This is a genomic window from Rickettsia endosymbiont of Orchestes rusci, assembly GCF_964030945.1.
Taxonomy (GTDB): domain Bacteria; phylum Pseudomonadota; class Alphaproteobacteria; order Rickettsiales; family Rickettsiaceae; genus Rickettsia.
On sequence record NZ_CAXIQG010000001.1, the window covers coordinates 1 to 22,803 of the forward strand.

Consider the following 22,803-nt stretch of genomic DNA (forward strand, 5'->3'; position numbering starts at 1 on the left):
CTCTAGACGATACCCTTGACAATATTATTGCTTTTATTGCTTTATTACTCATATTATTTTACCTCCTGTTTTGTATTTTTGCCTTTATAACATTCCAAGGTATATTTAAGAACAAACGCAGCAACGCTTAACAAGTCGTTTTGAGGAAAATCCGAGTTATAAAGTTTTAATTCTTGGCTGGATTTTCGGTACATATCGACCTTTATTAATTTGGTCAGTGATAAAGTACCGAGTACTGTAAAAAGTATTATACTGTGAGGGATATTTAATAATTTATCTTCAACTAGGGCAGTAACCGATCCGACAGGCTCGCACATCATCTCATCAATTAATTTATGTAAAATAGGATAATCAAACGATCCTTTATGTTCTATGATTTTTAACAATGTAAAATTATGTCGGTGGCAGTAGTCAGTAATGAGGTTTTGGCGGTGTTTGCGGCTTGCAGAATTTGAAAGAGGCTTAAGAAAGATTATTGCTTTTTTAGTGTTTGTCATATTGGCTACCCCGTTGTGATTAAATTTAAAGCTATTTAATTTTAACCACCACAGATTTAACTTATGGTGGTCGGGGAGTTCAAAGAACCGCCTAAGACAGTTATAATGGCTTTTAGGTTTAAAGTTTGCACTTTAGACCCTGAACATGACCAAAATCGCCCCGACCGTAGGGTCGAGGGTTTATATCATTTATACGGCAGATACTACCGCTTAGGATAGAGGCTTTGAAACCCCAGAAAAGCTTTGCAGCTATTCCAGTTATGATTTTATACTCAACTCCCCGAAAAAGTCAACTAACCTTTATTGCTTATTGTTGTTTTTTTCTTTTTCTAGTCTCGTTTGTACTTCAATAAGCTTTTGGCAAAATGCAATGAAATTCCTTGCTGCTTGGCGTGCTTGGTCTTCGGTAATTTCGCCGTTATAAGCATTGTAAATACTCTGTACTACCTTATTAAATTTTTCTCTCATTGTTTCTTTATTCATAAAGTTATTCCCTTTCCGTATTTCGCTAAAACATAATCCATTAAAGCCAAGCTATCGGCTTCGTTATCGTCAATCGGTTTAAATCCTTTTTTCTTAATAGCCTCTATTACGTCATATTTAGTAGCGTTGCCTTTGCCGGTGATATGCTTCTTAATAGTACCGACCGGCACACCTCTATAAGGTATTTGATGATGTTCACAAAAGGCCATTAGATGAGCAACGAAACCGCCGTATTTATGAGCGGCATCTATTCCTTTGTGACTGCGTACCGCTTCAAAATAAACTTCATCAAAGCCGTCTTCACTGTTCTTAAGGTCTACCAGCCATTGCCTAAAGCGTAAGAATACCATCCCGCCGCCTTCAAATTTGTTGGGTTTAAAATCTATAGTGCCGGAGGTAATCCCGCCGCTTTTATCGTGCAAAGCCCAGCCGGCTACAGTGCCGAGGTCTAACGCTAATATTGTTTTATAGTTTTCCATGTTGTTAATCCTCCTTATTTGTCGTTTCCTTTTTTTCCTCTTGTTCCTGCCAATATTTTTCTATCCCTTCAGTAGTAATATTGTTGAAATCATTAGCGGTAACCGCCCCACAAGTAATGCAAGCGATTTTTTGCATAATAGGAGGCTTAGGGATTGATTTATCGTATACGTACTTGTAAATATGAGAATACGTTACGCCAAATAATTTAGCTGTTTCCTGCGTCTTTAATTTGTGAGTATTCATCCATGTTAATAATTTCATAATTTCCTCCTTAAATTTTATTAGGACTAAAACCTTTGCTTTTGCATCGATTACGGCGTATTTAGTAGCGTTGCCTTTGCCGGTGATATGTTTCTTGATAGTACCGACCGGCACGCCTTTATAAGCTATTTGGTGATGTTCACAAAAAGCCGTTAGATGAGCAAGAAAGCCGCCGTATTTATGAGCGGCATCTATTCCCTTGTGACTCCGTACCGCTTCAAAAAAAACTAGATCAATGCCGTCTTCGCTGTTTTTGATATCTACAAGCCATTTTCTAAAGCGTAAAAATACCATGCCGCCGCCTTCAAATTTGTTGGGTTTAAAATCTATAGTACCTGACTTAATAATTCTATCTTTATTACTTATTGCCCAACCTGTTATTGTACCAAGGTCTAGAGCTAATATTGTTTTCTGATTCTTTGGGTTATTCATCTTTCTATCCTTAATGCTTGATAAAGCTTTTTTAATAATTGTTTTAATAATTCTCCAGTTGAATTTTCCGAAACAAAATCATAAAAATCATTTGGAGTTACGAGTCCTGAAGTAGCTATATAAATTCTTTTCATAATTGCTACTCTAGGGATTGTTTTCTCATGCAAATATTTGTGAATGTACGATTGCGAAACTCCAATTGATTCAGCCATTTTGCTTGGTGATGTTCCTGTTATATACATCTATTCCTCTAATTTCATAAATATACCTTTGCTTAAATTATAAATTGCAGAGATAAAATATTTTTCAAGGTACGTGTTTTGCAAGCTTTAATATGAGCTAAAATTGAATATTCGCACGTGTCTACAACTTAAATTTATGATTACGTTACACCTAATTTTTAGGTTTGTGGAAAAATTTAACTTTAAGTTAAATTCTGTATTGAGGAATCGCTGAAAGCCTTAAGGAAAGCGGGGTTTAAAATTTAACTTAAAGTTAAATAGGGTTGAAAAGGTTTTAAAATTAGGGAATGTTGTAATTGCAAAACTTAATTTAAAAAGAGGTAAAACATGAAGAAAGAACTAACAACCGACATCGACATTTTAAAGGTGCCGATCGGGTTACTAGCAAAATATGACGTTGAAGATTTACACCGCCATTTAGTACAAGTTACCGAGGAGCTAGAAAAAGCTAAGCGGCTCAAACAATGGCTACAATCGGCAATAGCTCTTAAATATGAAGCGCGTATACAAAATAAACGTAACTATTTGGAGGAGGATAGCGGTGTTGTTCATTATGAGGAAGAGGGCTTTAAGATAACTAGCGACGTACCGAAAAAAGTTGAGTGGCAGCAAAGCGTACTTAGTAAAATTGCCGGCAATATACTAGCCAGAGGTGGAAAGTTATCGGACTATATTGAAGTTCATTATCACGTGCCGGAAGCTAAATATAACAGCTTACCGCAAGTGTTTAAGGAAATGCTGCTACCAGCCAGAATAATTAGACTCGGCAACCCTGTTTATAAGCTTACCAAACTAAATGATGATAAGTTTGAAACAGTTACGCTAGATCAACTTATGTCGGAATGGGGGGTAAGCCATGAGTAAATTACCGATTATTAGTGCCGACGAGCGTTTAGCAGAAAAACGAGGGATTAAGGGTTGTATATTTGGCGGTTACGGCATCGGCAAAACTAGCCTTCTCTGGACTCTACCGGCGGAAACTACGTTATTCTTTGATTTAGAGGCTGGGGATTTAGCCGTAGAAGGCTGGCAAGGTGATTCTGTTAGACCTCGTATAGCATAATCCATTAAGGTATTGACAAGTAGCATAAAATAAGTAAATCTATGTGCGAAAAAGGAAAGAGATGGTCCGAGCATATCCATACGAACTAAGAACAAAAGCATTAGAGTTAATAGATAAAGTTAAGTCAGTAAGTAAAGTTAAGGAGTTATTAAATATATCTAGGCAAACATTATACAAATGGCAAGCTATTCAAAAGAAAGAAGGAGATATTCAGCCGAGAGTAGGCTATCAAAAAGGTCATAATAAAAAGCTAACAAATATGCCGGAGTTTAAGGAATTTATAGATAATATGAGGTGGTACCCTTTGTCTAGACAAATTTTTTAAATTTTAGAGGTGTAATTCTCCTTTATTAATGTATTGGTTTTTCAAAGTAAAGTTTGCATTTTCTATGTCATATAGCCTCTTGGTAATTTTCTAGTTTTTCTGCAAAATGTATCATTTTAGGTGTCTTATATTCAAGCGATTGATGAGGTCTTTGCTTATTATAAAATTCTATATAATCTCTGATAGCTATCTTTGCTTCACGTACCGTTTCAAGATCAAAACGATAAATCTTCTCTTGTTTCAAAGATCTCCAAAAACGTTCAATAAATACATTATCTAAGGCTCTGCCTTTGCCGTCCATACTAATAGCTATGCCTTGTTGCTCAAGTATTTGAGTAAAATCTTTTGATGTAAACTGTACTCCCTGATCCGTATTAAAAATGTCAGGCTTGCCATGTATAGATATTGCTTCATTTAGAGCTTCAATACAAAAATCATTTTCTAAACTAATCGACACCCGCCAACTCAAAATATAACGACTATACCAATCCATTATAGCAACCAAATATACAAAACCTTGCTTTAATCTTATGTAAGTAATATCTGCACAGTAAACTTGATTGGAGCAAACCACCTCTATATTATTTAATAGATATGGGTATACTTTATGAGCCTGATTCCTACGGCTTAAATTAATTTTTGGGTATACTGCTTCAATACCAAGTATTTTATAATATTTTCTTATCATCTTACGACTAACATTTAACCCTTCCGATTTTAGGACATGAGACATTCTTCTAGTACCATAATAGGGATGCTCTGTAAAAATCTCATCAATTCTGTTCAGTACTCTATACTCCTTATCATCTAAGGTATTCCTAGTTCGGTAATAGTAACTTGAGCGGTTTAAATCTAAAAGTTCGCATTGTCTTGCTATGGTTAATTTTGAAGCATAACTTATCATTTTTTTCCTAACCTCTAAATCCAAAGATACTAGATTTTTTTTTGAGCCAGTCTCTTTCAACTGTTAACTGGCCTATTTGCTCAAATAATGATTTAATTAAATCTTCTTGGCCGGTATCTTGTTGTTTAGATTTCGATTTAAATCCAGAAACCATAAAATCTAAAGCTTCTTTCTTCCATTTATAAATCTGATTAGCGTGAACACCATATTTGCTGGTAATTTGAGCTATAGTCATTTCTCCAGATATTGCTTCAATTGCTATTTTTGCTTTTTCTTCTGCGCTATATTTTTTAACTTGTTTTTTCATTTTTTGCTCCTTTTCCTAGGAGATATTATACCTACTTTTCTCTATTTTCTTGTCTAGTTTTTGGGTACCATTATAATAATGCCGATAAAAGCCTAAAAGAATTAGCAAAAATATCAAATAAATGGTCAGCAACGACAATTTGGCGAGGTATAAAAGCACTAGGATATAGTTATAAAAAAAACTTTTACGCACCCCAAAAGGGACGATGGAGCAAGGAATGATTTTATAGCTAGAATCAAAACTATTTCAAAAGAAGATTTAGTGTTTATGGATGAATCCGGAATAGAAGATAATGCATGCTTGGAGTACGGTTATAGCCTAAAAGGTAAAAGATATTACGATAAGAAAATTTACCAACATAAAACAAGAGTAAGTATGATAGCAGGGCTTTGCAATGGTAAAATAATAGCTCCAATAGTTTTTGAAGGGACTTGTGATACACTAATTTTTAAGAGTTATGTTGAAGATTTTTTGATCAAAGAATTAAAACAAGGTCAAGTGGTTGTTATGGATAATATTAATTTCCATAAGAATTCCAAGGTCAAAGAGCTAATAGAATCTGTAGGTTGTAGTATTTTATTTTTACCTACTTACTCTCCTGATTTAAATCCAATTGAGCATTATTGGTTTAAATTAAAAAATCAAATTAGAAAAACTGCAAAAGACTTCGAACATTTTTTTGATGCTGTTTGTTATAATCTGTCCATATCTTAATGGATTATGCTGTACATGGCAGGAATGTAGAGACTTTGCCGTATTTATCGGCGGTGCTAATCCTTCTGTTAGGGACAACGGCATTTATGGCAAAGCACATTATGAAGATGTTTGCCGTAGGTTCGGGGATTCTGCCGCTATTGATAAATACGAAACTATCTTTATTGACTCCATAACGGTTGCAGGACGCTTATGTTTGCAATGGTGTAAATCTCAACCGCAAGCCGTTAGCGAGAGAACCGGCAAGGAGGACATGCGGAGTATGTACGGCTTACATGGTCAAGAAATGATTACCTGGCTGACGCATCTACAGCATGCAAGGGCTAAAAATACCTGGTTTGTCGGGATATTGGAAGAGAAGCAAGACGAATATAATCGTCGGACATTCGGCTTGCAGATAGACGGCAGCAAAACCGCCAATGAGTTACCGGGGATAGTTGACCAAGTTATAACTATGGCACAGGTAAAAATTGAAGGTAAAGAGTCTCGGGCTTTCATCAACCACACTTTAAACCCTTACGGCTACCCTGCTAAAGATCGGTCGGGGAAGCTGGAAATGATCGAGCCGCCGCATCTCGGTAATCTCATGGCAAAGATTAAGGGAAGTACAAAACCTATCTACAAAGATTTAAATCAGCAAGTAACAACAATAACTAAAAATAAACAACAATTAATTAAGGAGTAACATTATGAGCTATTACGATTTTAATACTGCGACTAATCAAGCAAACTTTGATTTAATCCCGAAAGGGACAATAGCCAAGGTAAATCTTAGAATAAAACGCGGCGGTTATAACGATGCCGAAAGCGGTTGGACGGGCGGCTACGCCACTAAAAACGATATAAGCGGTGCTGTTTACTTAGATTGTGAATTTACAATTTTGTCAGGCGAATATGCTAAACGCCGAGTTTGGAGCATGATCGGACTTTATAGCGAGAAGAATAATAACCGCTGGGGCGAGATAGGTAGGGGATTTATTCGCTCTATTCTCAATTCTGCCAGAGGTTTTAGCAATAAAGATGATTCAATAGCAGCACAAGAAGCTCGCAAGATTAACGATTTTAGCGAATTAGACGGATTGGAGTTTGTAGCGAAGATTGATATAGAAACCGATCAGCTTAGTAATGAGAAGAATGTAATTAAAGTTGCTATAGACCCAAGCCATAAGGATTATGCAAAGTTTATGGATGATATCACCGATATACCGGCGTGGAGGTAATTATGTTGGATTATAATCATAGAAACGATAATTCACAAATTAATTCCCAAACAGTAACGGAGCAAATAAATAAAAACATAGATAAATGGTTAGTTTGGGAGCGTGAGCTACAAGCTATTCGTAAATATCTAGGGGCATCTCGTTTGGGGGTGCCTTGCTCGCGGGCGTTGCAATATGAGTATATGGCGGCAGAAAATAACGAGAGCTACCCCCTTGACGGTCAAACCTTACGTATTTTTGAAACGGGGCATGTATTCGAGGAACTAGCCATTAGATGGTTACGATTTTCGGGGTTTAGACTTGATACTAGAGACGAAAACGGGCAGCAATTCGGTTTTAAGGCGGCACACGGTAAGATTGCCGGACATGTCGACGGGATTATTACGGGAATACCTTTGACCTTGACGCTAAAGTTACCTTGTCCGATGCTATGGGAGGTTAAAACGATGAGCGGCAAAAACTGGCGGGAAACTGTTAAAAAGGGTTTAGTGCTGTCTAAGCCCGTATATGCCGCGCAAATTGCTTTATATCAGGCTTATATGGAGGATACCATACCCGACATCTCTAAAAATCCTTGTTTATTTACCGCTATTAATAAAGATACCTCGGAAATATACGCCGAGCTTATCCCCTTTGATGCCGAATTAGCGCAGAGGATGAGCGATAAGGCTGTTAACATTATCAAAGCTACCGAAGCGGGGGAAACATTACCTAGGGGCTTTAGTAGTAAGGAGGTTTTTGACTGCAAAATATGCCCTTATCAAACTAAATGCTGGGGGGATTAAGCCGTGAGTGATATTTTACCCGTAAAAGACGATATTAAGGCTTATTTTTGGCTGGTATTCGGTTATTTAGACGGGTTAATTCCGTTGCGTTCATTTGCAGAGAAAGGGGGCGGAACTAATAAGCCCCCTGCTAATATTTGGATTGAAGCAAATGACGATATGGCTGTTAAAGCGTTTAACTTCACGACGGCAACAAATCAACGACAAACAGCATTTTACGTAATTCCCGGAGTGGTTGCAGAACACGGGCAAGCTTCTAGCGGCGATATATTACAAATGCAAGTGCTGCTAATCGATATTGACGACGGGGATACCGAAAGCAAGTTAGCATTACTTGAGGATGCACTAGGTAAGGCTAGCATGGTTGTTGAATCGGGAGGTGTTACAGCAGAGGGTCATACTAAGCTGCATGTTTATTGGCAATTAATGGAGGTTGCGAGCGGTGAGGATTTAAAACAATTGCTAGAGCTAAGGCATAAAATAGCTTTAGCTGTGGGCGGTGATGTAAGCTTTAAGTCAGCCCATCAACCGATTAGGGTAGCAGGCTCGGTTTATTACAAAGGCGGAGTTGCGAAGCTTGTTAAAATTAGGTCCTATAGTCGTATGGAGTATACGCTTGAGGAATTAGTAGAGGGAGTTAAAAAGTTAATTGACGTTAATACTTTAGATCTCCAGAATTTTACTAAAAACTTACTAAACATTAATGATATTGCTTTACCTAACTTTAATAACTCTGCTTTAGCTCTTAATGATATTTTGACAAACAAAGTGTATGAAGGCGGCAGCGGTGAAGCTAGCCGTTTCAACCGATTAAGCAGGATAATAGGCTACTGGTTGCGGCGCCGCCATGACGGGCTAATTACTGAAGCGCAAGCCTTGGAGGAAATACATAGTTACAATCTTGCTAACGTTGTGCCTTCTTGGTCGTTAGATAAAATAAAACAAGAAGTTAACGGCTTATGGAAATTGCATTTACAGAAATACGGCGAGCCTCGGAAAATACTAGAAGCTGCTAACAATACTAAAATAATTAATAGCTTTTCGCTAAGGGCTTTTTTAAACGATCAAAGCGAATTGCCGCAAGATTTGATAGCACCACGTATATTAACGCCTGGAGGGTTATTTGTTTTCGGCGGTGCGCCAAAAGTCGGCAAGAGTGATTTTTTATTATCGTTATTCGTGCATCTAGCGGCAGGTGCAGAATTTTTAGGATTCAAGCCTAGTAAGCCGCTAAAGATTTTCTATTTTCAGACCGAGGTAGATTACCATTATTTGCGTGAGAGATTACAAAATATGCAATTATCTAAGGAGTTAATAAATAAGGCGCAAGATAATTTATATACTACGCACAGTAATAAGGTGTTGTTAGACGAGAGCGGTACAAATGCCGTAGCCGAGCATATTAAGGAAAAATTAAACATAATTCCCGATATTATAGCAGTTGACCCGTTGCGCAATGTTTTTGACGGCGGTAGAGACGGAGCTACGGAAAATGAAAACCAGGCAATGATATTTTTTTTGCAAAATAGGATTGACGTACTCCGAAATAAAACAAATCCTAATGCCGGCGTTATTTTAGTTCATCATACTAAAAAAATAACACATACACAGTTTGAGGAAGACCCGTTCCAAGCGTTCAGCGGTGCAAGTAGCTTGCGAGGTTACTACACTACCGGAGCTTTGTTATACAAATCAGAGACCAATGATCAGCATCGCCATTTGATTTTTGAGCTGCGTAACGGCAAAGAAATTCCTACTAAAATGTTAAATAAGGAAAACGGCGTATGGGTTGAAATTAATCCTTTAAATATACCGGTTATTAATCAACATTACAGTACAAGGCTTAATGCCGAACGAGACCGCCGAGATCAGCTTATTATGGATATTTTAGAAGAGGAAGCAAATAACGGACGTGCTTATTCGGTTAGTGCTTTTTGTGAAGCATTTGATGGGGATAAAGGCTTAGGAAGTAAAGACTCCATCAGGGCAAGAATTAAAGTTTTAACTAGGAAAGGTTATATTAAGTTTTTTAAAAACACTATGGATTATGTATTTGGTAAATGTACCTCTAATTATGGTTTAATGTGTTTTAAAAACATGCATTTAATCCAAGAAAAAGGAACTAAAAGAGTTTTACCTACTCATTATTTACATCATGAATTCGAGGAATTATATCCGGTAGAAAACTCTAAAATATGGAAAATTTACGATGAAGAAACTAGTAATAACAAATTTTATGAAATTTAAGTTTAGGGTCGCAAAACAAAGCTTAAAAGCCGTGGAACATGCTATAAGATAAGGAAAATGCAAATGAAGTTTTGAAGTTTATGTTTAAGTTTATGAAATTTCCGAAACTTGAAAATCGAAATATAGCTAAAAAGCCGTGAAATACGCTAAGCTATAGGAAAAACTAAGAAAAATCAAGTTTACGGAAATACCTAAACTTAAACATAAACTTGAATTGGAAAAACTGTAGAAAATCAATAGGTTACAGCGGTTTCAAGTTTAGGTATCGCTTGTATCAAAAAAATCAAGTTTAGGTATGTTGAAAAGCCTTTAGTTAACAGGGTTTAAAGGTGGTATTTCAAGTTTGGAAAATAACCCCCTATACTTATAGTATAGGACTATAAAAGTCCTTATACGCAGTATTAGGGTTTTGCGCGCAGGGGTGATTTATGAAAATTAAATAAAACACGACAATAAAAAATCATGGAGGCAAAAATGAAAATATCAAAAGCTACGGAAATATCAAAACACGACAAAAGACCGATAGCGAAATTTTACCGCTGCCATGCTGAAGATTTAAAAAACGGTATCACGCTTGATAGATGTCGAGGCATAAGCTACGAGCAGTTTAGGGCGGCTGATCGGTTAGTGAGTAATTACGAACGTTCCTTCAACCTAAAATCTAGTGGCAGTGTGATTAAGGTTGAAATGCTAAAGCAGCAAAAAAGCAGTTATAACACGGCTAGACTTGAGAGCCAAATTGACGCACTGCATAGCCACAAGCTGGTATTCGGTAGCCTAAACAGGAAATCGCAGGAAATCATTGAACATTTTTGCCTTAATGAGCTACCGATGCGACAGTTTGAGCTGAAGCAAATACCGCAATGGATTAAAGGAGCCGGCAGCGTGCGGCTACGTGAAGCACTGGACGATTTAGTTGAGATTTATAAAAATTTGTCGCCTAATAGCTCTAAAAGCTTAACTTAAAGTTAAATTTTGAAAAAATAGCTACTAAGAGGATAGGCAATTGTAAAACACCTAACTTAACTTTAAGTTAAATTCTCTAAAACCCTATTGCTATCAGGAAAACCGAGTAGTATAATGGTATGTAAGAATGAAATTAGTAGAGAAACAGGCAAGGTTTAATATGGCAATAATCAAGGAAGAAATCAGCAATAGCGATTTAGAGCAACTACTACCGCCGATAGCAATTAATGCTAACAAAAACGATATAGAACCAATAACAACAGCCGGATTTGATAGCTTAACTTTTTTGGTGCTAGTAGGAGCTTCTGCGGTTGAATTAAATAATGATCGATATATACAAATCAAGCTTCAACATTCCAACGATCAGGATAACGGCTTTGAGGATTGTGAAAATAAACATGTCGTACTGCATGCCAAAGAAAACAATAATGCTATTTACATTAAAGCAGCACCTGAACGTGAGACAAGTTTTATGATGGGTTATATAGGGCATAAGCATTACGTTAAGCCTGTTATTACTAAAACAGGTAATTTAGGGGAAGGAGTAATAATAGGCATAGCTGCTTTATCACACAGCCCTAAATATAAACCCGTATCACTGGCGGAACTATTCGGAATATGAGTTTTGGAATATGAGTTTTGAGATCGCAGTAATAAACAATATCAAACATCTTGAGCGTTATATGAATGACCTAGAGAAAAAGCAGTTGCCGTTTGCTACAAGCCTTGCTTTAAATAAAATAGCTCTGCTATCACAAGAGCGTATCTGCAAGGCTATTCCACGCATCTTTAACAACAGCAGGAACTGGTGGGATAGAAGACAAAGAACCGGTATTAAAGTAGAGTTTGCAACTAAATATGTACGGAGTTCTGCAGTTTATACTAGAGCACATTTTGCTAGTATTCAGGAAGAAGGCGGCATAAAAAAGCCTTATTCAGGTAGTATGCTTGCCATACCGACAAGCAACGTACCACGTAAGGCTAGAGCTTCTAATGCATTACGGAAAGAAGATGGTAATAAGAATATCTTTAAGCTAGGCAACTCCATTTACAGACGGCTTGGCGGTCGGCGGTTGCAACGTCTATATAGCCTAACACCCAAGGCTAACATAAAACCCCGCTTCGGCTTTAAGAACATGGCTGTATCAACGTTTAACAAGCAGTTTGATAGAGTATTTACCGAGAGTTTTAACTTTGCATTTGAGACTAGAAAATAAAACAAAAGGTACTTCCCGCCGCTTCCGGCTGCGGGTAACTCACCACCCCACACCTTCCCTAGCGATAGAAAAATATATACGTTTCGCTTCGTTCTGAAGATTTAAAGCCTAGAAAACTTATAAGTATAGGGATTTCGGTTTGCACAGTAACAACAAAAAACGAAATATGACACCTTAGCATTTCGTATAATAAGTATCAATGTAATTAGTTTTTTAATAGAGTTGTAAAACCTATTTAGTTAGATTATATCTTTAAATTAGGAAATAATTAAATAAACATTTGGTATGAATAATATTGATAAAATTCAAAAATTAGTAGTTTTTAAAGATAAATCTATCAGAAAAATTTTACATAATGAGGAATGGTGGTTCTCAGTTATTGATGTGGTAGGAGTGCTAACGGATAGCGTTAATCCTCGCCGTTATTGGTCAGATTTAAAAAAGCAACTGATAGAAAAAGAAGGCTTTACCCAACTGTACGAAAAAATCGTACACTTGAAAATGGAAGCTCCAGACGGAAGGATGCGTGCAACAGATTGTGCTAATACAGAATCATTATTTCGTATTATTCAATCTATTCCATCTACTAAGGCTGAACCATTTAAGCGATGGCTTGCAAAAGTTGGTTATGAACGAATTCAAGAAATTGAAGATCCAGAGCTTGCAAGTATTCGCTCACGTAATACTTATAAAGAGAAAGGATATAGCGAAGATTGGATTGAAAAGAGAATGCGGAGCATTGCTATTCGCGAAGAGTTAACAGACGAATGGAAAAATAGAGGCGTTTTAGAAGATAAGGAATTTGCTATCTTAACTGCTGAAATTACGAAAGCAGCTTTTGGCATGAAACCCTCTGAATATAAGGAATATAAAGGGCTAAAGCGAGAAAATTTACGGGATCACATGAACGATTTAGAGCTTATTTTCTCAATGCTTGGAGAGGCATCTACCACTGAAATTAGCCGTAATACCGATGCTAAAGGGTTTAAGGAAAATTATTCAGCCGCAAAAGCTGGTGGTACTGTTGCAGGAAATGCTAGACGTGAGCTAGAGAAGAAAAGTGGAAAATCAATAATTAGTAAAGAAAATTATTTACTCGCAGGAAATAAAAAGCCAAAAAAACTTATTTCAAAGAATGAGTAAATTTGTATTCAGATTATGAGTACTACTAACTACAAAGCACTTGATATAGCAAAAGTGTTAACTTTAACTACTCGTCGGGTTCAGCAGCTAGTTAAAGAAAATATATTACCTGCACCTGTTAACGGTAAATACGATTTAGTAAGTTGCATACGAGGTTATGAGAAATATTTACAACAACAAGCAATAAATAAAAATAATAATACCGGTAACTTATACACTCAAAAACTTCGATTATTAAAAGCCCAAGCAGATAAGGCAGAGCTTGAGGTGCAGATATTGGAAGAGAAGTATATAGCAGTATCTGAAGTAGAATTAACTTGGTCGAATCTATTACTCGCTTTTAGGGCAAGAATGCTTGGCATGCCGAATAATTTAACCAGGCAGTTAGTAGCCCTTAATAATGATTTTGCAGCAGTTTTTCAGCTTTTAGAGGAAGAAATACATACAGCTTTGTTAGAACTAAGCAATTATAGCGGTGAAGAATACGATAATAATCCAGAAGACAGTAAAGATAATAGCACCACCGCCGAAGTTGACAGTATCAGCGTGGGCGGATCGATATCGAAAATTATCAAGTGAAGCAAGCGCAGAGCCTGGCAGCTGGAAAACTGCAAAAGCCCCGTATCAACAAGCTATTATGGATGCGTTGAATGATCAGCAAATAGAGATGATTGTTGTTATGTCTTCAGCTCAAGTGGGTAAAACGGAAATCATCAATAATATAGTGGGGTTTCATATTCACCAAGACCCCGCACCGATGCTAGTAGTGCAACCGACCGAGAAGCTAGCGGAAAGCTGGTCAACTGATAGGCTCTCGCCCATGCTACGGGACAGTGAAGTATTTAAGAATTTAGTTAAAGACCCACGAAGTAGAGATTCCGGCAATAAGATTTTATACAAGAAATTTCCAGGCGGTCATATTACTATGGCAGGCAGTAATTCGCCTTCATCGCTTGCCAGTAGACCTGTAAGAATAGTACTTTGTGACGAAGTTGATCGATATCCGGCAAGTGCCGGAGCTGAAGGCGATCCCGTTAATCTAGCTAAAAAAAGAGCTACTACCTTCTGGAATCGTAAAATAGTCCTAACCTCCACCCCGACCATCAAAGATTTAAGCCGCATTGAACAAGCATATTTACAGAGTGATCAAAGGCGTTATTACGTACCTTGCAAGTATTGCAATGAGTATCAAACGCTAAAATGGTCACAAGTTAAATGGGATGAAGGTAAGCCTGAAGAAGCTTATTATGTGTGTGAAATAAATAATTGTATTTTGCAAGATACAGACAAACAACAAATGCTAAAAAATGGCGAGTGGCGAGCTGAAGGAATAAGCGGGAATGTCGCAGGCTTTCATTTAAGCGAGCTTTATTCCCCATGGGTTAGTTGGAGTAAAATAGCCTGTGAGTTTCTGAAAGCAAAGCTAATGCCCGAAACCCTTAAAACCTGGGTAAATACTAGTTTAGGTGAGACATGGGAAGAAAGCGGCGACAGCGTTGATGAGACTAATTTACTTTCTCGTAAGGAAAATTGGGGCGTTTTAATTCCAAAAGAAATTGTCATAATTACTGCCGGCGTAGATGTACAAAATGATCGGCTAGAAATGGAAATAGTCGGCTTCGGGATAGGAGAAGAAAGCTGGTCACTTGATTATCGAGTAATTTACGGCGATCCGGCGCAAAATCAAGTATGGGATGATTTAGATAATATTTTAGAGCGGCAAATAGAAAATAGTATCGGTGTTAAGTTACGCATCGCCTGCGTTTGTATTGATTCAGGCGGGCATCATACCCAAAGCGTTTATAGCTACTGCAAAAAAAGACAGCTACGTAGAATATTTGCCGTTAAAGGTTCATCTATAACCGGAAAGGGTTTGGTAAGCCGTCCTTCGATTGCTAATAAAATGAAAGTTAAATTATTTTCCATCGGTACCGATACGGCAAAAGAAATGATTTATAGCCGTCTCAAAATCACTGAACCGGGAGCCGGCTACTGCCATTTCCCGGCTATTTATGATGAGCAATATTTTAAGCAGCTAACGACTGAAAAGTGCGTTACGCGTTATAATAAAGGTTTTCCGGTAAGGAAATGGGAAAAACCTAGCGGCAGACGTAACGAAGCCTTAGACTGCCGAGTTTATGCACTCGCTGCACTGCATATCTTAAACCCTAATTTAGAAGTTTTGGCAAATAAAATGCAAGAAGCTAAGCCTGAAATTAAAGAAGAAAAAGAAGAGCTACTTACTTCCTATATTCCGCTAAGAAAACCCCGAATAGGCGGTTTTGTTAAGAACTGGTAAATAAATAAAATGACTATTGCAAATATTGAACCTACAAGCTTTACAGTCGGTGAAACTGTGCAGTGGCAGAAAGAAATAGTTAATTATCCACCTAAAGACGGTTGGCAGTTAATTTATTGCTTTCGTAATTTTGAATATAGATTTGAGGTTAAAGCGGAAGCCCGGGAAGTCCACTATATCATTCGTTTAACATCTGAAGAAACTAGCAAATATAAACCGGCTATTTATTGGTGGCAAGCAAAAATAATTAAAGAAGATGAGCAGCATTTTATAGATAGCGGCGAGATTACCGTTAAGCCTAATCTAGCTTTGCTTGATTCTTACGACGGTCGTAGTCACGTTAAGCAGGTGTTAGATGCATTAGAGGCGACAATACTAGGTAAAGCTAGTCGTGATCAACTTTCTTACTCAATTAGCGGCAGAAGTCTATCACGATTAAGTCCGACAGAGTTACTAAAATGGCGTGATATTTACAAAGCAGAATATGCAAGAAATTTACAAGAAGAACAGCTTAGCAAAGGGTTTGGCAGTAGCAACCTTATTAAAGTTAAATTCGGTAATCCTTAAATATTCCATCGTCATTGCGAGGAAAAACGTAGTTTTGACGAAGCAATCCAGGAAAAAATAGTAAAGAATACTAGGGATTTTATTATTTTCTGGATTGCCACGCCGCTTGCAGCGGCTCGCAATGACGTTGCAGGTATCCACGCAACAATGCCTCCTCGCTATGACGATTTTTACTTAATATGAAATTCCCCAATTTATTTAATCTATTCAAGCGTCCACCGCCGGTAAAACGCCAATATAGCGCCGCAAATATAAATAGGCTCACTAGCGACTGGATAACAAGCGGCTTGTCTGCCGATAGCGAGCTTTATAAGAGTTTGCGGTTACTGCGCAATAGGTCACGAGAGTTATGTATTAATAACGATTATGCTCGTAGATTTTTAAAACGCACTTCCACCAATGTAATCGGTAATAGCGGGATTCGTTTACAGGTTAGAGCCGTAGACAATAGCGGTAATTTCTTAAGCGGGATAAATAACCAAATAATGGCGCAATTTGAGAGCTGGAGTAAAAAAAATAATTGCAGCGTTGACGGCAGGTTATCATGGATTGATAGCCAGCGTTTGTTTTTGGAATCCGTAGCTAGAGACGGCGAAGTAATTATCCGGCTCGTTAAAGGTTTTGATAATGGGTTTGGCTTTGCGCTGCAATTTATCGAAGCCGATCATTTAGACGAAGAACTGAATAAAGTTTTAGATAACGGCAATTATATAAGAATGGGTATTGAGTTTAACAAATGGAATCGCCCCGTTGCTTATCATCTTCTTACTTCTCATCCCGGCGAACTATTTAAATGCAGAGAAAATAAAAAATATCAGCGAATCCCTGCCGGTGAAATTATCCACGCTTTTATAATCGATCGACCTTCGCAAAGTCGAGGCGTGCCTTGGATGCATAGCGCGATGTTACGTTTGCGAATGCTTGCCGGTTATGAAGAGGCGGAGCTAGTAGCGGCAAGGGTCGGAGCTTCCAAAATGGGCTTTTTTGTCTCACCTGACGGCAGCGGTTATTTAGGTAACGATGACGGGCGAGGCAATAAGCTTATGGAAGCAGAACCGGGTACATACGAAACTACTAGAATTAATGAAATCTTAACCCTTGGTGATAAGCATAATATGAAAAATGCCGCTATGGAATTTATTAGAGAAGGTAAAAGTTTAGATGCTTTTCGGCAGAAGATTTTAGAAAATCTTAGTTCTGTGCCGCTTATTAATACCTCTTCCCCTGATCAAACTATAATCGGTATGAGTGAGAAAGAAACACGTAACTTTTCGATAATCAAAGCCATAAAAGCAGCAGTTGCCGGCAACTGGCAAGGTGCAGAGTTAGAGCGTGAGGCTTCAACTGAAATAGCAAAACGAGTGGGGCGAGAACCTGCAAGTTTTTTTATTCCGCTCGACGTAATGCTAGAAAAGCGAGACTTGCAAAAGCTAGTTAATACTGCCGGCGGTTATTTAGTTCCTACCGATTATTTAAGCAGCAATTTTATTGAATTATTACGTAACAAAATGTTAATTCACCAAATGGGGGCTAAAGTCATGAGCGGCTTACATGGTGATATTGCTATACCAAAGCAAATGGGCGGAGCTACTGCCTTTTGGGTTGCTGAAGGTGAATCGCCGCAAAAATCACAACAAACATTCGGGCAGGTAACATTATCCCCAAAAAGCATTGCCGCATATACCGATTTTAGTCGTAAATTAATATTACAAGCAAGCCCCGATATTGAGCAGTTAGTGCGGGAGGATTTAGCAACCACTATAGCCCTTGAGATTGATCGGGCAGCAATAAACGGCAGCGGCAAAGGAGCTGAACCTTTAGGCATATTGAACCATAAAATAGCTAAAGTTAATATTGGCGATGAAGAGCAAATTGATTGGGACAAAATCGTTGATTTAGAAACTGCTATAGCTGCCAAAAATGCCGATATCGGCGGTCTTGGCTATTTATGCAATGCTGCACTGCGTGGTCACTTAAAACAAACCGAAAAAGCTGAACATACTGCTCAATTTATCTGGGAAAGTAAAGGGGCAGATTCAGGGTTTGGCTATTTAAACGGCTACCGAGTCGGCACGACTAACCAAATGCCCGCTGATACTTTACTATTCGGTAACTTCGCCGATCTAATTATCGGGCAATGGGGCGTGTTAGACGTACTAGTGGATCCATACGCTTTAGGCACTAGCGGCGGCATAAGAATAAGGCTTATGCAAGATATCGACATCGCTATTAGACATGCCGAATCTTTCGCCGTAGCGAGGAAATAATACCTAAAGTCAATTTTTACTTAAAAAGGTCACTGTGTGTTCCGGTTCGTTCTAACCGTAATACTTCATTATCTAAATAGTAAAGCAATAACCAATCAGGTTCTATATGACAATCCCAAACATTATCCATATTTACAATTTTATGTAAGCAGTATTTTGGAGGTAGCAATAAATGATGAGCTATACCGGAATTAATATTTTGTACTAATAAATCAGTAACTGTAATTAATTTTTTGATGTTTTTTCCACGTTTGTGCATCAATAATAATTCTTTCTCAAACCGTTTAGTGGAAGTTTGGATAATCATACTAAAATACTATAATTTAAGCTTTTTATACATTTCTTGGTAAGAGGGATATTTGTTTATATTTAAGCCTTGTTTGGATTCTTCTAAAACTTTAATAGATTCTTCATTTAGCTCTTTTTCTTGCTCTATTTTACTGTATATAGCTTCCCTTACATAATTCATTATTGTGTCGTTTTTATAAGCAGTATGAACTTTTAGAAATTTATGTAGTTCAATTGGAATATCTATGCTTAATCTAGTCATTATATTTAGCTCACCTAAGTAGTTACTTAGATAAGTATATCATTAAATAACTAAAAATAAAAGTACGAATTTAAAATATGGCATTGCAAGAAGATTTTAGCGAGTTTTTAGATGTTGAGCAAGGATTCGCCGTAAATGCAGTTTTAACGCCGGCATTCGGTGAGCCTTATGTAATTAAGGGCATTATAGCAGAGGAGTATTTTGATATTGATAGCGGCATAGCCGGCAGTAAACCAGTATTTGAATGCACCGAAGATGAAATTACAGAAGTAAAATACGGCTTGTCGACTATAGGAAGCGATTTAGAGATGTCGGAAAAAAACTAATAAACGAGCCAATGTTATTTAACCAATTTGCACTTGCGGAATTACTACATAAAACAATTATGGAAATCCAACAAATGACAATCGACGAATGGCATCATTGGCTCGCTTATTTTAAGATAAAAAAAGAAAAACAGAATAAATTAAGGAAGTGACAAACAAGGAAGTCAGGGTAACGTTCCGGGGTATCGATAAAACTAGGGAAGCTTTTGGCAGAATTAGGCAGAATTTTAAAAAACTGCAAGAGCTAACAAATAAGCTTAGTTTCGGTTTTGGTAGAATCGGCACGGCTATTGCTGCGGCTTTTAGTACCCATGCGCTCAAGAAAATAATTGATAGCGGGGAGCAGATCGGCAAATTGTCAGCAAAACTTGATATGTCGACTCGTAGCTTATCGGAACTAAAATATGTGGCTAGCAATTGTGGTGTGGAATTTAATAATTTAACTTCCGGACTTACTATAATGGCTGCAAGAATTACAGAAGCTGCTAAAGGTAGCGGTGAAGCAAAACAGGCTTTGCAAGCCCTCGGTTTGTCAGCTAAGGAACTTGCTAGTCTAAGCCCTGATCAGCAATTAGAGAAAATAGCTAGCCAGTTTGAAAGGTTAACAGATAGCACAGATAAAGCGACTATTGCTGCTAAATTATTTGGTTCTGAAAGTAGCACTTTAACGGGGATTCTTGAGCAAGGAGCGGTAGGAATTCAGCGAATGCGGGAAGAAGCCCAAAAATTAGGTGTTTCTTTATCGGAAGAAGACTGTACCGCTATGGCACAATTTAATAGTGAATTAAATAAATTACAGACAATACTGATAAGTCTGATAACCTCCTGTTTAGTGCCGATATTGCCGCTTGTAACAAGCTTTTTTGAAGCGGTGCGTGAAGGTCATCCGGCAATTACTTTTATTATAACTGCTATTACAACGATTTTAGGGCTGAAATTGGCTGCATGGTTTATTACAACTGCTGCGGCAGTAAGGACTTTGACAGTAGCCTTAATGGCAAATCCATTGGGCTTAACAGCTATAGCAATCACCGGCACAGTTGCAGGGCTTGTGACTTTAACAAAATGGTTTAATAAAAGTACGGAAGCTGCTGAAAAATACAATAACACACTTGAATCCCCAAGGGTAATAGAGAGTTTAAAATTAAATCTTCCTAAAAAAGAAGAAATAGCAGTTATGAGCAAAAGTAATGAAATGTTAGGTGACGCTAGGCAAATATTCGAGCAAACCAGAACACCTTTAGAAAAACATAACGCTCAAATTGAGAAGCTAAATAAATTACTAAAACAAGGCTTAATCGATCAAGAGACCTATAACAGAGCTTTAAAACAAAGTGAAGAGCAGCTTGATAAATTCGGCGAACATAGTAAAAACGTATTTGATTTAATCACTGAAAAATCTAAAGACGGAGCTAATAGTTTAATTGATAATTTCGCCGATGCTGCTTTCGGTGCCGGCGGTCATATTAAAAGTTTAAAGGAAACTTGCGGGGATTTTTTTAAAGAGCTTCAAAGTGATATATTAAAAATGACTCTTAAAGAGGATATAATAGGTACTAGTGGCGGTGGTGGATTGCTCGGTAGCTTATTTGGCGGCGGTAATGGGAGCGGCGGTGGAGGTGGCTTTTTATCAGGGCTTGGGCTCTATGTTTGGTGGATTTTTTGCTAAAGGCGGTACAGCACGTCCCGGTAAAGCCCATATTGTCGGTGACGGCGGTGAGCCGGAGTTATTTATTCCGCATTCAATCGGTAGTATAGTACCTTTCGGCAATTTAGAAGCAGCCGAAACAAGTGGGGGCAATATAGTAGTTAATATGAATATTCAAACGCCCGATATTGCCTCATTCAATCAAAGCCGTAGTCAAATAGCCGCCGACATGGCAAGGCAAATCTCAAGAAGCAAAAGAAATCTATAAGAATACTCATCTTTCAAAAATTGCTCTTTCATTTTATCAGGGATTCACGTACTCACTTATTATAATAAGCTGCGTGCGTTCACCCTTCAAAATAAAATTCAATTTCTGAAATATAAGCATTCTTTGTTCTCTAAATATGATTAATCCCTTTGCCGAAATACAATTTCCGCCGGAAATATCTTATGGCTCTAAGGGTGGAGCGATGTTTTCAACCGACATCGTTACGACTTTTAGCGGACACGAGCAGCGTAATATTAATTGGCAAGAGGCACGAGCTAGATACGATATAAGCAGCGGTATAAAAACGGAAGAACAATGGCAGCAGCTAATAGCGTTTTTTAGGTCAAGAAGAGGCAGAGCAATAGGCTTTCGCTATAAAGATTGGTCGGATTATAAAGCTGTTCATCAAATAATAGGCAAAGGTAATGGTCAACAAAAAGAGTTTCAACTAGTTAAACATTATTCAAGCGGCAATTATGAATATACTAGAGTTATAAATAAGCCGGTAAATAATAATTTCTGTAAAATCTATATAGATGCTTTGCATATAGATCAAGGATTTAATATTGATTTTACAACCGGTGGAGTAAGTTTTAATTTAGCACCAAAAAATGATGAAGAAATAACCGCCGATTTTGAGTTTGACGTACCTGTACGTTTCGATACCGATCAGCTTGACTTGTCAATAGATAGTTTCGCGGTTGGGTCATGGGGCAATATTCCTTTAGTTGAAGTTAGAATATGAGGAATTTATCCCCCCAGTTAAAAAACCATTTAAATAACGAAGTAACTACTCTTGCCACTTGCTGGAAGCTAACCAGAAAAGACCATAGAATTTTTACCTTTACCGACCATGATCAAGTGTTATTTATTGATAATATAAAATATGATTCAATAGCAGGTTTTACGCCGACCAATGTAGAAAGCAATAGTAATATGGCGGTTGATAATCTCGATTTAGCCGGACAATTTCACGACAATAAAATAACTGAAACTGACCTTTTAGCCGGTAAATATGATTTTGCCGAAGTAGAAATATTTTTAGTAAATTACCTGCTCCCTGAAAGCGGTAAAATAATCCAAAAGCGGGGCGTGTTGGGCGAAGTAACATTAAATAAAAACCTATTTCATGCAGAAGTAAGGGGCTTAACGCAATTTTTATCACAAACTATGTGCGAAACTTACTTGCCGCATTGTCGAACAAATTTAGGGGATCATCGCTGCCGATTTAATTTGCATCAGGAAAATTTTACCGTGCAGGCAGCAGTTACCGAAGTAATCGACCGACAAACTTTTACTTCTGCTAAATTAATGCAGCAAAACGATTGGTTTACCTATGGCTATATCAGCTGGCAAACAGGCAAAAATATTGGTCTACAAATGGAAGTGAAAAGTTTTATTAATAGTCGCATCACTTTAGTTTTACCGATGCCTTTTGTTATTAATGTAGGTGATGAGTTTACTATAGTCGCCGGCTGCAATAAGAGTAGCAAAACTTGCATCGAGAAATTTAACAATATAATCAATTTCCGAGGCGAGCCTGATCTGCCGGGAATTGATAGATTAAGCTCAAGATTATAATAATACGTTGT

General features: G+C 37.6%; 30 protein-coding genes and 1 pseudogene. 22 read left to right on the plus strand and 9 right to left on the minus strand.

Annotation, left to right across the window (positions count from 1 at the left end; all coding sequences use genetic code 11):
* Positions 1-53: 53 nt before the first annotated feature.
* From AAHM91_RS00005 to AAHM91_RS00025, 5 genes are all read right to left on the minus strand, one after another.
* The gene (locus tag AAHM91_RS00005) at positions 54-386 is read right to left on the minus strand and encodes a hypothetical protein (protein WP_342269442.1); all 333 of its coding nucleotides are present in this window, start codon (positions 384-386) and stop codon (positions 54-56) included.
* A gap of 411 nt (positions 387-797) precedes the next feature.
* Complete coding sequence (locus tag AAHM91_RS00010) at positions 798-980, minus strand: hypothetical protein (protein ID WP_342269443.1); 183 nt, start codon at positions 978-980, stop codon at positions 798-800.
* Complete coding sequence (locus AAHM91_RS00015; protein WP_342269444.1) at positions 977-1,459, minus strand: crossover junction endodeoxyribonuclease RuvC; 483 nt, start codon at positions 1,457-1,459, stop codon at positions 977-979. The genes AAHM91_RS00010 and AAHM91_RS00015 overlap by 4 nt, the downstream gene beginning before the upstream one ends.
* 4 nt (positions 1,460-1,463) lie before the next feature.
* Positions 1,464-2,153: a crossover junction endodeoxyribonuclease RuvC gene (locus AAHM91_RS00020; protein ID WP_342269445.1), complete on the minus strand. Its 690-nt coding sequence runs from the start codon at positions 2,151-2,153 to the stop codon at positions 1,464-1,466.
* Entirely contained in the window at positions 2,150-2,365 is a 216-nt protein-coding gene (locus AAHM91_RS00025) for a helix-turn-helix domain-containing protein (protein WP_342269446.1), read from the minus strand. Before AAHM91_RS00025 ends, AAHM91_RS00020 begins: the two co-directional genes overlap by 4 nt.
* A 357-nt stretch (positions 2,366-2,722) precedes the next feature.
* Between AAHM91_RS00025 and AAHM91_RS00030 the strand changes: the two genes are divergently transcribed.
* The 3 genes from AAHM91_RS00030 (at position 2,723) to AAHM91_RS00040 (ending at position 3,783) form a co-directional block, all read left to right on the plus strand.
* Positions 2,723-3,259 (plus strand): hypothetical protein, encoded by a 537-nt coding sequence (locus tag AAHM91_RS00030; protein ID WP_342269447.1) that lies wholly within the window; start codon positions 2,723-2,725, stop codon positions 3,257-3,259.
* Positions 3,252-3,458 (plus strand): AAA family ATPase, encoded by a 207-nt coding sequence (locus AAHM91_RS00035; RefSeq protein ID WP_342269448.1) that lies wholly within the window; start codon positions 3,252-3,254, stop codon positions 3,456-3,458. The genes AAHM91_RS00030 and AAHM91_RS00035 overlap by 8 nt, the downstream gene beginning before the upstream one ends.
* Positions 3,459-3,519: 61 nt before the next feature.
* Positions 3,520-3,783, plus strand: coding sequence for a helix-turn-helix domain-containing protein (locus AAHM91_RS00040; RefSeq protein ID WP_342269449.1), 264 nt, complete (start codon positions 3,520-3,522; stop codon positions 3,781-3,783).
* Between the two features lie 67 nt (positions 3,784-3,850).
* On the opposite strand, the gene AAHM91_RS00045 is transcribed toward AAHM91_RS00040, so the two are convergent.
* Together AAHM91_RS00045 and AAHM91_RS00050 are read right to left on the minus strand one after the other, a co-directional pair.
* On the minus strand, positions 3,851-4,687 hold the full coding sequence (locus tag AAHM91_RS00045) for an IS3 family transposase (RefSeq protein ID WP_342269450.1): 837 nt from the start codon (positions 4,685-4,687) through the stop codon (positions 3,851-3,853).
* Between the two features lie 7 nt (positions 4,688-4,694).
* A complete protein-coding gene (locus tag AAHM91_RS00050; protein WP_045812944.1) occupies positions 4,695-4,994 on the minus strand; it encodes a transposase in 300 nt (99 codons plus the stop codon).
* Positions 4,995-5,068: 74 nt separating this feature from the next.
* Here AAHM91_RS00050 and AAHM91_RS00055 point away from each other — a divergent pair.
* The 13 genes and pseudogenes from AAHM91_RS00055 to AAHM91_RS00115 all read left to right on the plus strand — a co-directional run.
* A pseudogene (locus AAHM91_RS00055) lies at positions 5,069-5,708 on the plus strand (IS630 family transposase); the annotation flags it as partial.
* Complete coding sequence (locus AAHM91_RS00060) at positions 5,677-6,393, plus strand: ATP-binding protein (RefSeq protein ID WP_342269451.1); 717 nt, start codon at positions 5,677-5,679, stop codon at positions 6,391-6,393. The pseudogene AAHM91_RS00055 and the gene AAHM91_RS00060, both read left to right, overlap by 32 nt.
* A gap of 4 nt (positions 6,394-6,397) precedes the next feature.
* On the plus strand, positions 6,398-6,928 hold the full coding sequence (locus AAHM91_RS00065; protein ID WP_342269452.1) for a hypothetical protein: 531 nt from the start codon (positions 6,398-6,400) through the stop codon (positions 6,926-6,928).
* A gap of 2 nt (positions 6,929-6,930) precedes the next feature.
* Positions 6,931-7,713 (plus strand): hypothetical protein, encoded by a 783-nt coding sequence (locus tag AAHM91_RS00070; RefSeq protein WP_342269453.1) that lies wholly within the window; start codon positions 6,931-6,933, stop codon positions 7,711-7,713.
* 3 nt (positions 7,714-7,716) lie between these two features.
* Positions 7,717-9,960, plus strand: a complete 2,244-nt coding sequence (locus AAHM91_RS00075; protein WP_342269454.1) for an AAA family ATPase — start codon at positions 7,717-7,719, stop codon at positions 9,958-9,960.
* Between the two features lie 474 nt (positions 9,961-10,434).
* Positions 10,435-10,926, plus strand: coding sequence for a hypothetical protein (locus tag AAHM91_RS00080; protein ID WP_342269455.1), 492 nt, complete (start codon positions 10,435-10,437; stop codon positions 10,924-10,926).
* 160 nt (positions 10,927-11,086) lie between these two features.
* On the plus strand, positions 11,087-11,548 hold the full coding sequence (locus AAHM91_RS00085) for a hypothetical protein (RefSeq protein ID WP_342269456.1): 462 nt from the start codon (positions 11,087-11,089) through the stop codon (positions 11,546-11,548).
* Positions 11,549-11,558: 10 nt separating this feature from the next.
* Positions 11,559-12,143: a hypothetical protein gene (locus AAHM91_RS00090; protein WP_342269457.1), complete on the plus strand. Its 585-nt coding sequence runs from the start codon at positions 11,559-11,561 to the stop codon at positions 12,141-12,143.
* A 285-nt stretch (positions 12,144-12,428) separates the two neighbouring features.
* Entirely contained in the window at positions 12,429-13,286 is an 858-nt protein-coding gene (locus tag AAHM91_RS00095) for a BRO-N domain-containing protein (RefSeq protein ID WP_342269458.1), read from the plus strand.
* A 15-nt stretch (positions 13,287-13,301) separates the two neighbouring features.
* A complete protein-coding gene (locus tag AAHM91_RS00100; RefSeq protein WP_342269459.1) occupies positions 13,302-13,865 on the plus strand; it encodes a hypothetical protein in 564 nt (187 codons plus the stop codon).
* Positions 13,762-15,585, plus strand: coding sequence for a phage terminase large subunit family protein (locus AAHM91_RS00105; RefSeq protein ID WP_342269460.1), 1,824 nt, complete (start codon positions 13,762-13,764; stop codon positions 15,583-15,585). Before AAHM91_RS00100 ends, AAHM91_RS00105 begins: the two co-directional genes overlap by 104 nt.
* Before the next feature lie 9 nt (positions 15,586-15,594).
* Complete coding sequence (locus AAHM91_RS00110; protein ID WP_342269461.1) at positions 15,595-16,152, plus strand: hypothetical protein; 558 nt, start codon at positions 15,595-15,597, stop codon at positions 16,150-16,152.
* A 179-nt stretch (positions 16,153-16,331) separates the two neighbouring features.
* A complete protein-coding gene (locus AAHM91_RS00115; RefSeq protein ID WP_342269462.1) occupies positions 16,332-18,419 on the plus strand; it encodes a phage portal protein in 2,088 nt (695 codons plus the stop codon).
* A 16-nt stretch (positions 18,420-18,435) separates the two neighbouring features.
* Here the strand turns inward: AAHM91_RS00115 and AAHM91_RS00120 are convergent, their stop codons facing one another.
* On the minus strand, positions 18,436-18,726 hold the full coding sequence (locus AAHM91_RS00120) for a type II toxin-antitoxin system RelE/ParE family toxin (protein ID WP_342269463.1): 291 nt from the start codon (positions 18,724-18,726) through the stop codon (positions 18,436-18,438).
* A 9-nt stretch (positions 18,727-18,735) separates the two neighbouring features.
* Positions 18,736-18,969, minus strand: a complete 234-nt coding sequence (locus AAHM91_RS00125; RefSeq protein WP_253308585.1) for a hypothetical protein — start codon at positions 18,967-18,969, stop codon at positions 18,736-18,738.
* A gap of 77 nt (positions 18,970-19,046) precedes the next feature.
* Here AAHM91_RS00125 and AAHM91_RS00130 point away from each other — a divergent pair, with 77 nt between their 5' ends.
* The 6 genes from AAHM91_RS00130 (at position 19,047) to AAHM91_RS00155 (ending at position 22,792) form a co-directional block, all read left to right on the plus strand.
* On the plus strand, positions 19,047-19,295 hold the full coding sequence (locus AAHM91_RS00130; RefSeq protein WP_253308586.1) for a hypothetical protein: 249 nt from the start codon (positions 19,047-19,049) through the stop codon (positions 19,293-19,295).
* An 11-nt stretch (positions 19,296-19,306) separates the two neighbouring features.
* Positions 19,307-19,447: a hypothetical protein gene (locus AAHM91_RS00135; RefSeq protein ID WP_342269464.1), complete on the plus strand. Its 141-nt coding sequence runs from the start codon at positions 19,307-19,309 to the stop codon at positions 19,445-19,447.
* Entirely contained in the window at positions 19,444-20,964 is a 1,521-nt protein-coding gene (locus AAHM91_RS00140; protein WP_342269465.1) for a phage tail tape measure protein, read from the plus strand. The genes AAHM91_RS00135 and AAHM91_RS00140 overlap by 4 nt, the downstream gene beginning before the upstream one ends.
* Positions 20,942-21,211 carry a hypothetical protein gene (locus tag AAHM91_RS00145; RefSeq protein ID WP_342269466.1) on the plus strand — a complete coding sequence of 90 codons (270 nt, stop codon included), beginning with the start codon at positions 20,942-20,944 and terminating at the stop codon, positions 21,209-21,211. The genes AAHM91_RS00140 and AAHM91_RS00145 overlap by 23 nt, the downstream gene beginning before the upstream one ends.
* A gap of 136 nt (positions 21,212-21,347) precedes the next feature.
* Entirely contained in the window at positions 21,348-21,956 is a 609-nt protein-coding gene (locus AAHM91_RS00150; protein WP_342269467.1) for a DUF2460 domain-containing protein, read from the plus strand.
* Positions 21,953-22,792, plus strand: coding sequence for a DUF2163 domain-containing protein (locus AAHM91_RS00155; protein ID WP_342269468.1), 840 nt, complete (start codon positions 21,953-21,955; stop codon positions 22,790-22,792). The genes AAHM91_RS00150 and AAHM91_RS00155 overlap by 4 nt, the downstream gene beginning before the upstream one ends.
* The last annotated feature ends 11 nt before the right edge of the window (positions 22,793-22,803 follow it).